Genomic DNA, 12,837 nt, shown 5'->3' with positions numbered 1-12,837 from the left:
AAGCCGTTCTCGTCGTAGGTGACGACCACATCGGGCTGGTAGTGCCGCATGAGGTCCGCGAGCCGGGCGGCGCCTTCCTCCACAGGAGTCTGCCAGAAGGATCCGGGGGCGTCGTTGCTCGGCCAGCCCATCATCCCGGAGTCGGCATAGTCCAGCATCTCCAGATCGCTGACCTTCAGGACGTCACAGCTCGCTTCGAGTTCCTGACGGCGCATCAAGGAAACGGCCGCCGCGTCGTGTCCGGGATCGCCCGGCTTGACACCTCCCGGTCCGTCACCGCAGCCGCCGTCGGTACACGTCACGAGAACCGTGCGGATGCCCTCTGCCGCGTACTGCGCAAGGACCCCTCCGGTCGAGGTGGCCTCGTCGTCGGGGTGGGCGTGCACGGCCATGAGCGTCAAGGGCCGGTCGGTCATGAAAAGTCCTCCTGCTGAAATACGTCTTGATCTAAGTGTGCGGCGGGCGTACCGCGACCCTGAGGGCCCGGATCCAGTCGGCGCGACGACCTTGTGGTCTCCGTGTTCCCCGCCGTGTGGCACCGGTCCCTCCGCCGATGCAACAGCGTCAGCTGGACCAACTGTTCCCGGCGCACACGGAACACCTCGACACCTCGGTCGCAGGGCGGTCGGAGCACCTGGATCAGAAGGTGATCTCCAGGCCGATGACGAGCAGGCGCTGGACCAGATCCCGGGCCGGCGACCGGGCCGCCGCCGGCAACGCCGAATTCGCCCACACGCCAACCAACAGCTCGTTGCTGAACCGGATCGAGACCCAGTTCACCGTTCACCGCCCTGCGCTGCATCACCTGGCGGACGAGCACACCGTGGCGGCCGCGGCCCGCGCCCGGGACGGCTGGATCGTCACGGCGGTGAACGCCTACCACTTCACCGAAGGCCCCTGCGCCAAGCTGGTCGTCATCGGCGCGGCAGCCGCACAGGGAGCCTACGAGCTGGACACGATTGTCGCCGTGGGCGACCGCGGCCGGGGGGTCGTCCCCCGTGCGGCCGGTGCCGTCAGGTCCTTTCTCGACTGCTTTCCCGCCCTCAAGGTCATCGTCGGCGAGGGTGAGCGCGTCCGAACCGTTCTTGTCACCGGCTTGCTGCCCGACAGCTACGTCTGGGCCGACCACCAGCTCGACGCCGAGTAGGCCGCGCCGCTCAGCACGAGCCGGCACCGCCGGCCGACAACGGGCGAACGCTGCTTGATGCGGCACTGGGACTTGTCCGGCCGATCTCTGCGGCCGGACAGCCATTTCACGCGCCGGGGAGATTGGGGCGTGAGGTAGAACGGCGACATGGATGCCGCAGTACTGGAACAGATGCTGGACGAGACGTTCGATCACGCCGTCGTGCACCACGGGTACACCAACTACATGCGTGACTACGAGGTCGTCGTCTACATGACGGCGGCTGCGAGTACTGAGGTCGTACCGTCATACCTGCGGTATCTCTTCCGGTATTGCGTCGAGGCCCGATGCGAGACGTCAGTGCCCGCCGAGACGTGGCAGCGTTCGCTGGATGATCGCCTCATTGACCATGAGACCGGTGCGGACCTCGACGGATTTGTCTGGGGCGTGAAGTGGCATCCGATGTATCCAGGCGCAAAGCTGCTTCCGCAGTCGGATGCGGCCCACCGTTGGTCGCGCACCCTTGGGATCGACTTCCACGACGTCCTCATCGAAACCAACGCCCACCGGCTGACCCTGCTCTTCTCCGACCTGCAGGTGACCGAGGTACCAGTCGGATACGCCCCGTTCGTCACGGACTGAATCGGCGTTCGTCCGTTCATGACCGGCCCGTCCCGGCTTCGTTGTTCTGGTCATAGGGCGGGGTGATCTCACGGTCTGCAGGAGCTGTCCCGGTTCATCGCCGGCACCCATATCGGCAGCGTCCGGCCGGGACGTTGGCGCCCGCATGGCGCTCAAGGACTCGCACGGCAGCAGGCGTCCGCATGACCCAGGGCGCCGACCGACAGCCCGCAACCCAACCGCGTGGTGCGCTGCCGCGCGCCCACCACGAGTGGATCGCCACGTACGGCGAGGAACTATCGGCTGCGGGCCGTGACGGCGCGTTCTTGGCGTCGTTAACGGTGCACCCCCCGAGCCGGGCCCCGGGGGATTCCTGACCATCCTCCCGGGGCCCGTCGTTTGCCACCTCTGAGCCGAGGTGCTGTAACGGCCGATAGAACCCGGATGGTCTGGGCTTTCAGTCCGTGGCCGGGTCGGTGATCGATGGCAGCGCGCCCCGTCACCGGCTCCGAGAACCCCAAGGCGTCAGTCGAAGCAGCCGGTCTTCGCCCCGTCTGTCTCGGAGCCGGCCTCTCAAGACCACCGCGCCGAAGCAGCGGCCCTATTCCGACGGCGCCGCAGTGTCCGCGCGGCGGAACTCCGGTCCCGCCGACGGCGGCAGGAGGTTGCGGGCGAGCACGTCCAGGGCCTGCGAGACCTCCCTCAGCCGCTGCGGCTCATCGGATCCCAGTGCGCCGGCGAGGGCTTCCTCGATGCCGGCGGCGCGGACCTGCGCCACCCGCTCGGACACTTCGGTGGCCTGGCGCACCAGCACCCTGCGCCGGTCGGCGGGGTCCGGAGCCGTCTGCACCGAACCGGCTTCCTTGAGCCGGGCGATGGCGGAGGACACCTGGCTCTGCGGCAGACCGGTGCGGGCGGCGATCTCACCGACGGCGGTGTCGGGATGGGCGGCGATGTCGCTGGCCACGATCAGTACCGTCCGGGCGCTGCCCGCATAGCGCCCGGCGGCACCCGGAGGCTCGGGCAGGGCCTTCTCGCCGATCTTCATCAGGGCGCGTCCCAGCAGGAACAGCTCGACTCCATGCACCCAACCAACATACATCGAAATGGATTCATCGAGATTGATGCATCTGATTCGATGGATTATGTTGGCCGGCAGGCGCGGCAAAGGGCCCGCCACAGAAGGGGGACCCGTCATGCCCGAGGCCACCGGCACGCTCGCCGTTCCTGGCGCAGTCCTGCACTACCAGATCCGCGGGAGCGGCCCGCTGCTGCTCATCTCGCAGAGCGGCGAGGGGGACGCCGACCGCACCACCGACCTGGTCGCCCGCCTCGCCGATTCCTACACCGTGCTCACCTACGACCGCCGCGGCCTGTCCCGCAGCCGGCTCGACGCCCCCGGGCAGGGCGCGACGCTAGCCGAGCACGCCGACGACGTCCACCGCCTGCTGGCCTCCCTCACCGACACCCCCGCGCTCATGCTCGGCTGCAGTCTCGGAGCCGTCATCGGCCTGCACGCGGCCCTGCGGCATCCCAGGCAGATCCGCACCCTCATCGCCCACGAGCCCGTCGCCCCACGCCTGCTGCCGGACGGCGAACGCGCCCGTCACGAGCGCGAACTCGCCGCGCTCCAGGACCTCTACCTCCGCGAGGGTCTGGCCGCGGCGCTCCCGGAGATCGCCAGGACCCTGGGCATCGACCTCGCCGCCAAGGACGCGGAACCCGGTCTGACGCCCCAGCCGATCAACGCGCTGCGCGCCGCGAACTTCGACTACTTCTTCCGGCACGACTTCACCGCCGTCCTTCACGACACTCTCGACATCGCGGCACTGAAGGACGTCAGCACCCGCATCGTGCCCGCCGCCGGACGCACCACCGCGCACCATGTCTTCGACTACCGGGCCGCTGCAGCCCTGGCCGCGCTGCTCGGCCGCGAACTGCAGGAGCTGCCCGGCGGCCACAACGGGAACACCACGAATCCGCGGGCCTACGCCACACGCATCCGGGAGATCCTGGACGCCGGACCGATCCAGCTGCACGGAACGATCGGACCCGCCCGCACCACCATCGCCGGCATCGCCTCGCTGGCCGGAGTACAGCGGCACACCGTCTACCGGCACTTCCCCACCGAGGAAGAGCTGTTCACGGCATGCTCCACGGAGTGCTGGCAGCGCAACCCCTGGCCGGACGCCACGAGATGGCAGGACATCCCCTCGCCGGGCGAGCGAGCCGTCGGGGCGCTCAGCGACCTGTACCGCTTCTACGACGCCGTCGAGCCCATGCTGGTCAACGTCCTCAAAGACGGCGACCACATTCCCGGCATAAAACCCAGCGTGGACGCCTACGAGGCGAAGATCGACGCGATCACCCAGGTCCTCATCGCGGGCTACTCCCCCGCCCCGGCCACATTCCCCACCCTCACGGCCGCAGTCCGCCACGCCGCCGCCTTCAGCACATGGCAGTCACTCGTCCGCGCCAACGGCCTCGAAGCCGGCACCGCAGCGGCCCTGATGGCCGCACTTCTCCACACCGCCGCGCAGCCCCCCGACGAGCTGGGGGCAAGGGCGGTCCGCGGGTAAGAACCGCGCACAACAGCGCGCCGAGACGCAGGACTTCGGCCCGCCGGCCGGACCAGTCCGCCTGGCAAACCGTCCAGAGACGAATATGGGGCCCGGGGTGCTGGAGTCGACAGGTCCCCGTGAGGTTGCGTGGGTGGCCGGCGCGCCGGCCGCGCTGGGTACGCTCACGCTTTGACAGCGCGCACAGCAGGATGGGTCTCCCGGCTCTGGCGCTCCGCCCATCGCCTGGGCTGCCCAGCCGCTGCGGCGGATGGAAACTGTGCCGGAACCCGTGCGCCGGGCCATGGCGGAAGTCGCTTCAACCGGTCACAGACCGGCGATGTCCCCGGCTCGCCTGAGCGCGGAGTCGAGCTTGTCCACCACGGTGTCGTGCCGCCTGGCGCGCACCGCCCGGTCCGCCGGCACCAGCCGTTCGGCGGCCTGCACCGCGTAGGCGTCCGGGTCACCGAAAGCGGTCCGCGGGTGCTCTCCCGTCTGCGCGCAGTGCGCCGTGACGTCCTTGACTGCCTGGAGCACGACCGCCCGGTCCACGCCCGGCTGCATGGCCAGCCGTACCTGGAAACGCGCCATCCACTTTTCGCGGTCCTTCTCCCCCGCCGCGTCCGTCGTCTGGTCCCTCTTCGCCACGTGCTCTCCCAGGTGATCGGCAGCCGTCCGTCATGAAGTTGGACGTCGGGGCGTTGAAGTGGGTTGCGCAAGCGGAAATCCGATCCGTTTCCGCTCGGCCGCGGTCAGCACCGGCCGGCGCGCCCTGCCGGACGAGCGTATGGCAGGCGACTGGACACCCTGTTTCTCCATCGGGTGATCGCCAGGTTCCACGACAGGGATGAGCAGGAGCTGCTCCATACAGCGGAGATGTGATCATTTATCATTTCCGGGTGCTCCGTCCTCCAAGGTCTGGGAGGAAGCCGCCGATCAACCCATAGGCGACGCGATGGACAAACCCGATTCACGTGGGCCTCTTGAGCGGGTGGTTCGCAGCGAATGAACGAATCTCCGGGAGAAAAAGCGATGAGCGGCAGGAGCCTGACCCAGACCGAGGCAGAGGGGCGCGCGAGGCTGCTGGCGGTCGAGCGGTATGACGTTGCCGTCGACCTTTCGGAACTGATGACCGGCTCGCGGGTCCGGTGCGAATCGACGATCACCTTTACGTGTCACCGGCCCGGGGCCGAGACCTTTGTCGATTGTGCGGCGGCGGTGGAGAGCGCCACGCTCAACGGGGTCGTGCTGGGGCCGGCTGTCGAGGGCCGGATCGCGCTGACCGGTCTTGCCGAGCGCAACGTCCTCACGGTGGTCTCGGTGGCGGAGTGCTCGGCCGACGGCCGGGGCGTGCACAAGGCAGTCGATCCCGCCGACGGCGAGACGTATGTCTACACCGACTTCAGTCCCGACTACGCCCGGTACGTGTTGGCCTGCTTCGATCAGCCGGACCTCAAGGCGCCGTGGGCGTTCACCGTGACCGCTCCGGCCGGCTGGCGGGTGTTGAGCAACAGCGGTGACCCGCAGATCGAACACCTCGGCTCGCTGCGGCGGTGGACCTTCCCGCCGACGCCGCCGCTGGCGACGTACAACACGGTGATCAACGCGGGCCCGTACTACGAATTGCGTCGTCGCGGTGCTGGTCATGATCTCGGCCTCTTCGCCCGGCAGTCGCTGGCCTCCATCTTGGACCGGGACGCCGACGAACTGTTCACCCTGACCACCCAGGGGCTCGAGTTCTTCGCCGACAAGTTCGGCATGCCGTTTCCGCAGCACAAGTACGACCAGGTCTTCACGCCCGAGTTCCCCGGCGCGCTGGAGAACTTCGGCTGCGTCACCTGGATGGACTGGTTCCTGCGCAGGAGCACGCCGACCCGCGCGGAGTGGGACATCTTCTCGCGCTATCTGTTGCACGAGCTCGCGCACATGTGGTTCGGCAACATCGTCACCATGCGCTGGTGGGATGACCTGTGGCTGAACGAGGCGTTCGCGGAGTTCGCGAGCAATTGGGCCGCGGTGAGCGCGACGTCGTACACCGATGCCTGGACGGCACATCTGGCCGGCGAGAAACTCAAAGCGTATTTCATGGACCAGGGACCGACGACGCACCCGATCCGTCAGCAGGTCCGCGACGTCTCCGAGGCCGAAGCGACGTTCGACTCCATCACCTACTCCAAGGGCGCTTCCGTACTGCACCAGCTGATGACGTACGTCGGCGAAGCAAACTTCTCCGCGGGCCTCACCCGCTACTTCGCCACGCATGCCTGGGGCAGCACCACGCTGAAAGACCTGATCGACGCGGTCGCCGACGCCGGCGGACGTGACCTGGACCAGTGGCGCGCGGGATGGCTGGAGACAGCGGGCACCGACCGGCTCACTCTCGACCACGACAGTGACGGGTTCGCCCTGGCCGCTCATGGCCCGGGGGGCCCGCCGCGCCCGCAAGTGCTGGCCGTCGGCGCCTACAAGCGTTCAGGGGAGCGCCTCGAGCGGACGGCACTCGTCGAAGTCGAGGTGGCGGGCGAACGGACCCGGCTCGACCTGCCGGCAGGAGCCGACCTGTATCTGGTCAACGATGAAGACCTGACCTTCGCCTCGACGAGACCTGACGCCACGACCAGAGACGCGTTCTTCGCCAACGCCGCCCGCCTGCCCACTGCGACCGCGCGGGGTGTCGCCGTCACCACGGCCTGGGACATGCTGATCAACGGCGAGGCGACCGCCGCCGAAGCCGTCCAGTGCCTGACCGGAGTGCTGGCTGTCGAAACCTCCGCGTCGGTGATCGAGCCGTATCTCAACCTGGCTGTCGAGGCCGCAGATCTGTGGAGCCCCACGTCGGAGCGGGACGCATTGCTGCGGGCAGTGGCCGCGGCGTGCCGCAGCCTCTCCGGCGTCGGCGCCTACCGCAAAGCGGCGTTGCGCGGCTTCGCTCGCACCGCGGCCGGCCCGGAAGAAGTGGCCTGGCTCCAGACCGAGGCCGGGCAGGACATCGATCTCCAGTGGCGAGCACTGGTTCGCAAGGCTCAGCTCGGATGCCCGACCGCCACCGAGGCACAGGCGCTGCTCGACCGCGACCCGGACCCCGACGCATGGATCAGCAGGCTCCAGGTCCGCGCCGCGACCCCGGACGCGGCAGAGAAGAACGCGGTGTGGCAGACGCTGGTGACGGACCGCGCGGTGCCTCTCGCTTCGGTCCACTCAGTTGCGGCGCCGTTCTGGAGCGCCGGTCAGGACGACTTGCTGAGGCCCCACGCGCAGGCCTACCTCGATCTCGTGCCGACCGTCCACCGCGGCGGAACCATGCAGGCAACGACTTACACCAAAACTCTCTTCCCGCTCTTCGGTATCGACCTGGCCTACCTGAAGCGAGCGGAAGAGCTGGCGGCGCAGGCTGTCCCGGTCGTCCGCAAAAACCTCCTGGACCGGGCCGACCGGATGCGCCGCATGTTGCGCTCCCGAGGCTGAAGGCCTGCGGCGCGGATCCTTGTGCGGGTGCCCGCCCGCAGGGCGGTCGCGGGCCCTGCCCGGCGCATGCACTGCCGGCCGGACGCACCAGCCCTCTGCGGCCGGCCGACGCGTCCGGTGACCCAGCGCCCGGTTCACCACCCGGGTGCGGTCGGGGCAACAGCGAGGACGTGAGCGTAGGGGCTGTCGGCACGGTACGCCGCTCCCGGCCGTCGGGTGTTCGTAACCGTCTCGTGACTCCTCCCTGTGGGACGGGGCTTTCCGCTATGCCAGGTGGGCGTTGCGACGGGCCAGCCCGGCCCGTAGAACGTTGGTGGCTCCCACTGTGTCGGCGTGGGCGGTGTGGCCGCAGGCGAGGCAGTGGAATTTTTCCTGGGTGGGCCGGTTCTCCTTGGCGGTGTGCCCGCATGCGGGGCAGGTGCGGGAGGTGTTGCGGGGGTCCACGGCAATCACTTCCCGTCCGACGCTTTCAGCCTAATTCCCCTGTAAGGACCTCACCGGCCCTCGCCGGTCGGCGAGGTGATTCGAACAGGTTGTGACGCCTGCACTCCACCGGGCCGTCCAGGTCTCCGACGAGCACGGCTACGCAACCCAGCTGGCGAGTGGTGGTCTCGTGAGTTCCGGTGGATACATCTCAACGTCACGGCCAGGAGGCCTTCCCACAGAGCGGTGCCATCCGGTGCTCTCGTGGCCGCCACCCACCCAGCGCTGACGCTGCTGGTGGTTGTGTGGGCTCCGCACGCACGCCTTCTTTCAGCCCGGCCATGATGTCTCCGCCAAGATCGGCGGCGTGCGGCGCCTTCACGGCCACCAGCGGCGTCAACACCGTTTTCGTGATCACTCGTTGGAGTTGGTAGTGCGAGCCCGTCGCACGGTGATCTCTCGCTTACCCCGAGCCGTCTGAGCTCTGGGAACAGACCGGGGCCCGTGCGGTGAGCTGGTGCCACGAACGGCTCGTGAGGTGTCGGCCCGGTCCTTGATCGAGGCCTGGAATTAGGTCGCTACGTGGCCCCGCATGCGCTCTCACCGGCACGTAGAGGAGGGAAGTAGATCTACTGCGGCATCGACTGGGCCGAGAAGACGCACGACGTCGCCCTGGTCGACGACGACGGCAAGCTCCTGGCCAAGCGCCACATCACCAACGACGCGGCCGGCTACAAGATCCTGCTGGATCTGCTCGCGGAGCACGGCGACACCGAGGACGATCCCATTCCGATCGCCATCGAGACCTCCCGCGGCCTGCTCGTCGCCATGCTGAGGACCGGGAAGCGGCAGGTCTACGCGATCAACCCGATGGCCGCCGCCCGATACCGCGACCGCCACGCGGTCACCCGGAAGAAGTCCGACCCCGGCGACGCCCTCGTCCTGGCGAACATCCTGCGAACCGATATGCACGCGCATCGGCCGCTGCCGCAGGACAGCGACCTGGCACGCGCCATCGCCGTCCTCGCGCGCGCCCAGCAGGACGCGGTCTGGAACCGGCAGCAGCTGTCCAACCAGCTCCGCTCGCTCCTGCGCGAGTACTTCCCCGCCGCCCTCGACGCCCACCTGCACTGGCAGAACGGCCTCTGCCGCCCCGAGGCCAGAGTCCTGCTGGAACTCGCACCCACCCCGACGAGAGCCGCCAGGCTGTCGATCGTGCAACTGCGCTCGGCCCTCAAACGCGCCGGTCGCCAGCGCCGGATCGACACCGACGCCAAACGCATCCGCGAGGTGCTGCGGACCGACTACGCGCACCAGCCACCGTTGGTCGAGGACGCACTCGGCAAGCAGATGCTCGCCCTGCTGCGGCAGCTCGACGCCGCCTGCATCGCCGCCGACCAGCTCGCCGAGGCAGTGGAAGAGGCTTTCCCTCAGCACCCGGACGCCGAGATCATCCTGAGCTTCCCCGGGCTTGGAACCCAGCTCGGCGCCCGGATCCTCGCTGAGATCGGGGACGATCACACCCGTTTCACCACCGCCCGCGGTATGAAGGCCTACGCCGGCGCATCCCCGGTCACCAGGGCCTCCGGGAAGAAGTCCAGCATCACCAGACGCTGGGTGAAGAACGACCGGCTCAACCACACCGGCTACCTCTGGGCCTTCGCAGCCCTGACCGCCTCCCCGGGGCCAAAGCACACTACGACCGACGTCGCGAGGCCGGGGACTGGCACGCCGCCGCTCAGAGGAACCTGTTCAACAAGATGATCGGCCCACTCTACTACTGCCTCCAAAAGCACATCCTGTTCGACGAGACTCCCGCCTTCCGCATCCAACTACCCGCCGCTGCTTGACACGTTGCAACCATGAGGTGTCTTGGCGTGCAGGATCGTCAGGAACACCCCCCAACCGGCATCCGGGATCGACTGGTTAAGCCCGGACTTCGCCGCTGCCCAGTTGGGCAGGAACACGCCCGCCTGGTCGGGGTCGGGCCTGAGTGCGGGGGCCTTGCTCATGTTGCGGATCTGGAACCAGAAGCGCCCAGCCTGACCGTCACCACACAAGGAGCAGAGAACTCCGGCGCTTTACGCTTCCGGGCCGAGGACCGCATTCCCGCCTGGCCTGAAGGCCGGGATTCCCTGCGAAGAGCAAGAGATGGACGCCTGGTTGCGCAGCAGCGCGGATGGCATGACGAGTGCGCAGGCGCGGCCTGGCGCAGTCACTCGCGCCGGGCGTCGAGTTGCCGGACCCGGCCAGGGCTGCGCAGTCGGAGCCGGAGTCAGACAACAGCCTCATCTACCAGTTCATCGCCAAGTCTGATCAATTCGTATCGTAATTTATGGAGCACGCTAATCATCGATTTCAATGAACACCTGCGGAGGCAATCAGGGAACGCTCAAAAAATCGAGGCGTCATAACTGAAATAATCTGATGCGCCGCTCCGCGTACGAGCCTCAGTTGAAGATCTATATTTCATTATCTAACCTACCTAGATGCCTACAGGAGCGGTACCATGCACGTCAACCATCGAGCAATCTTCTCATTGCCTGTGCGTAAATACCTCTTCTATGGTTTTCAGGATCGCCCTGTACAGGTAAGAGTAATCACTACTCATCTTTGTAAGCCTGGAAGGCGTTATGAAGCGCGGTGGAGCTGCGGTGTGGTGGTGTCGTGAACTCGTTTAGCGGGTTCGGGCAACAAGGGGGTGACAGGTCGGTACGGAGTTCTTGGAGTACATGTTGACTGGGCCACCATCGTCCGATGCTGCTGCCATCGGCCAATCGTTGCAGCAGCCTGAGGTGTTCGCTCATCTGTATGACCGGTACGCGGCGGATATCCATCGCTACGTGACGCGCCGGCTGGGCTCGGAGACAGCTGATGACGTGACATCGGAGACATTTCTGGTCGCCTTCCGCACCCGTAAACGTTTCGATGCCAGCGCGGCCAGCGCGCGCCCATGGCTGTACGGAATTGCGGCGAAGCTAATCAGTCGGCAGCAGCGTTCGGAGGTCCGGATGCTCAGGGCTTATGCCCGCACGGGCTGTGATCCGGTGGCAGAGTCCTGGGCGGAACATGTTGACAGTCGGGTGGTCGCGCAGGGGATGCAGCAAAAGCTGTCTGGAGCGCTCGCTGGGCTGTCGGCGGGAGACCGCCATGTGCTGCTGCTGGTGGCATGGGCGGAGTTCAGCTACCAGGAGGTCGCCGATGCCCTGGAAATCCCGCTAGGAACGGTGCGCTCACGGTTGAACCGCGCCCGCCGCAAGATCCGCACGACGCTCGGCGCCGATCCCGCAATCGATGCCATGGAGGTGGCTTAAACATGGACGAGATGACTCAGTTGCGTGCCCTGCGCGCCAACGCTCCGAAGCCGGACCACCTCCGCCTCGCCGCCGGACGGCAGGCACTGCTGCAGACTACTCGCGACCAGGCGAGCGCACACCGGGTGCTCACCGGGTGGCGGATGGCCGCCGTGGGTTCGGCGGCCACAATCATCGCTATCGCCCTCGTGGGCGGACAAATGCAAACCAAGAGCGCCGAACCTGACTTCGTCCCGGTCGCCCGGCCCGCCTACACCAGCCAGCTCGGCAGCGCCTCCAAGATCTTGAACGACGCGGCCGATGCAATCGCCAGACGTCCTGCACCCGTGTTTCAGCAAAACGACTGGGTCTACACCAGGGAAGTTAACGCCAACGCGACCGACCAGGAGCGGCCAAACCAGCTGAGAAAGCATGAGTCATGGACCCGCTACGCCAACCCCGCCTTCGAGAACGGCCGGGCAGGAGATGACCACTCGCCACGCGAGACATATCGCTTCCTGGCCGGTCTACCCCGCGATCTGAACGCGGTGAAGAGGAAGGCCCGCGCCTTCTACCCCAGTGACGGCCACGAGAGCAGGACCCAGCACAACTTTCGAGCCCTGAAGGGGCTCGCAGATTCTTATCCCGCGCCGCCGCAGGGCCTTGCAGCCGTCTACCGTGCCCTGGCCACTATCCCAGGGATCAAGGCGGCCCGCGCCACCGATGTACTCAAGCGCGATGCCATCGCCATCTACCTACCGGGCAGCGAACAGGAGGGATCACTACGAGAAGAATTCCTCTTCAACCCGCAAACCTACCTCTACATGGGGTCTCGCTGGATCGCCCAGAAAGACAATCAAGATCCTGACGCCAACCCCGGGGACCGCTGGAAGAAGGGAGACGTCATCATCGACAACTCCCGCAAGGAAGTCGCCCTCGTAGACGAAAAGAACGAACGACCGTAGCCAATCGGACCGCTTACGACGCCAACGCGGTTCCCGGTCCCGCATTCCGTCCGGGACCGGGAACCCCGGTACGCAGCCGGCATCACGAAGCACCGGCGGCACGACCCTCAGCATGGTCATGTAGCCCAGTAACTTGAGAAGCCTTCACGCAGGCTGCTTCCCTGCTCTTCGAGCAGTTACGTAATCGGCCGTACTGTCCGCGCCCTTGACGGAGTGGGCATCGATGACCACCCGGACCGGCCAGGTGGTCGGGACCACCGTTTTGAGCTTATGTGGGCAACGGCAGCGGCCCGGGCTGTGAAGCCGAGCCCGGAACGCCGCGCCGGCCTCGATGTCCTCTCCGACGGGCAGCGCGGTGATCCGGGTGAGGGTCCGCTCCGAAGAGG

General features: G+C 67.1%; 9 protein-coding genes and 3 pseudogenes. 7 read left to right on the top strand and 5 right to left on the bottom strand.

Going from position 1 to position 12,837, the window contains the following annotated elements; all coding sequences use genetic code 11:
* The coding region (locus ACWCQK_RS40630) for a PIG-L deacetylase family protein (RefSeq protein ID WP_451164094.1) at positions 1 to 416 on the bottom strand (416 nt) is incomplete at its 3' end.
* Between the two features lie 395 nt (positions 417 to 811).
* Between ACWCQK_RS40630 and ACWCQK_RS40625 the strand changes: the two are divergent.
* Positions 812 to 1,147 (top strand): annotated as a pseudogene (locus ACWCQK_RS40625) (cytidine deaminase family protein); the annotation flags it as partial.
* A 147-nt stretch (positions 1,148 to 1,294) separates the two neighbouring features.
* Positions 1,295 to 1,768 (top strand): YxiG-like protein, encoded by a 474-nt coding sequence (locus tag ACWCQK_RS40620; RefSeq protein ID WP_451164092.1) that lies wholly within the window; start codon positions 1,295 to 1,297, stop codon positions 1,766 to 1,768.
* Between the two features lie 580 nt (positions 1,769 to 2,348).
* Here ACWCQK_RS40620 and ACWCQK_RS40615 read toward each other — a convergent pair.
* The gene (locus tag ACWCQK_RS40615; RefSeq protein WP_451164090.1) at positions 2,349 to 2,834 is read right to left on the bottom strand and encodes a MarR family winged helix-turn-helix transcriptional regulator; all 486 of its coding nucleotides are present in this window, start codon (positions 2,832 to 2,834) and stop codon (positions 2,349 to 2,351) included.
* 109 nt (positions 2,835 to 2,943) lie between these two features.
* Here ACWCQK_RS40615 and ACWCQK_RS40610 point away from each other — a divergent pair, with 109 nt between their 5' ends.
* Positions 2,944 to 4,326 (top strand): alpha/beta fold hydrolase, encoded by a 1,383-nt coding sequence (locus ACWCQK_RS40610; RefSeq protein ID WP_451164088.1) that lies wholly within the window; start codon positions 2,944 to 2,946, stop codon positions 4,324 to 4,326.
* A 306-nt stretch (positions 4,327 to 4,632) separates the two neighbouring features.
* On the opposite strand, the gene ACWCQK_RS40605 is transcribed toward ACWCQK_RS40610, so the two are convergent.
* Positions 4,633 to 4,953: a hypothetical protein gene (locus tag ACWCQK_RS40605; protein WP_451164086.1), complete on the bottom strand. Its 321-nt coding sequence runs from the start codon at positions 4,951 to 4,953 to the stop codon at positions 4,633 to 4,635.
* 357 nt (positions 4,954 to 5,310) lie between these two features.
* Between ACWCQK_RS40605 and pepN the strand changes: the two genes are divergently transcribed.
* Positions 5,311 to 7,770 (top strand): aminopeptidase N, encoded by a 2,460-nt coding sequence (gene pepN, locus ACWCQK_RS40600; RefSeq protein ID WP_451164084.1) that lies wholly within the window; start codon positions 5,311 to 5,313, stop codon positions 7,768 to 7,770.
* A 264-nt stretch (positions 7,771 to 8,034) separates the two neighbouring features.
* Here pepN and ACWCQK_RS40595 read toward each other — a convergent pair.
* Positions 8,035 to 8,244 (bottom strand): annotated as a pseudogene (locus ACWCQK_RS40595) (zinc ribbon domain-containing protein); the annotation flags it as partial.
* 576 nt (positions 8,245 to 8,820) lie between these two features.
* Here ACWCQK_RS40595 and ACWCQK_RS40590 point away from each other — a divergent pair.
* Positions 8,821 to 10,043: pseudogene (locus ACWCQK_RS40590) on the top strand (IS110 family transposase).
* Here ACWCQK_RS40590 and ACWCQK_RS40585 read toward each other — a convergent pair.
* Entirely contained in the window at positions 10,026 to 10,205 is a 180-nt protein-coding gene (locus tag ACWCQK_RS40585; protein WP_451164098.1) for a hypothetical protein, read from the bottom strand. The pseudogene ACWCQK_RS40590 and the gene ACWCQK_RS40585 sit on opposite strands and share 18 nt — an antisense overlap.
* A 720-nt stretch (positions 10,206 to 10,925) precedes the next feature.
* Here ACWCQK_RS40585 and ACWCQK_RS40580 point away from each other — a divergent pair.
* Positions 10,926 to 11,507, top strand: coding sequence for an RNA polymerase sigma factor (locus tag ACWCQK_RS40580; RefSeq protein ID WP_451164096.1), 582 nt, complete (start codon positions 10,926 to 10,928; stop codon positions 11,505 to 11,507).
* A 2-nt stretch (positions 11,508 to 11,509) separates the two neighbouring features.
* Positions 11,510 to 12,451: a CU044_5270 family protein gene (locus ACWCQK_RS40575; RefSeq protein WP_451164082.1), complete on the top strand. Its 942-nt coding sequence runs from the start codon at positions 11,510 to 11,512 to the stop codon at positions 12,449 to 12,451.
* Positions 12,452 to 12,837 lie beyond the last annotated feature (386 nt).

This window comes from Streptomyces sp. NPDC002306 (assembly GCF_053593435.1).
This window is presented reverse-complemented; position numbering and strand designations above follow the sequence as displayed.

Excerpts from the sequence above, each read along its gene's own strand:
- ACWCQK_RS40620 (WP_451164092.1), top strand. The coding sequence starts at position 1,295 with ATGGATGCCGCAGTACTGGAACAGATGCTGGACGAGACGTTCGATCAC.
- ACWCQK_RS40580 (WP_451164096.1), top strand. The coding sequence starts at position 10,926 with ATGTTGACTGGGCCACCATCGTCCGATGCTGCTGCCATCGGCCAATCG.
- ACWCQK_RS40585 (WP_451164098.1), bottom strand. The coding sequence starts at position 10,205 with ATGAGCAAGGCCCCCGCACTCAGGCCCGACCCCGACCAGGCGGGCGTG.
- ACWCQK_RS40610 (WP_451164088.1), top strand. The coding sequence starts at position 2,944 with ATGCCCGAGGCCACCGGCACGCTCGCCGTTCCTGGCGCAGTCCTGCAC.
- ACWCQK_RS40575 (WP_451164082.1), top strand. The coding sequence starts at position 11,510 with ATGGACGAGATGACTCAGTTGCGTGCCCTGCGCGCCAACGCTCCGAAG.
- pepN (WP_451164084.1), top strand. The coding sequence starts at position 5,311 with ATGAACGAATCTCCGGGAGAAAAAGCGATGAGCGGCAGGAGCCTGACC.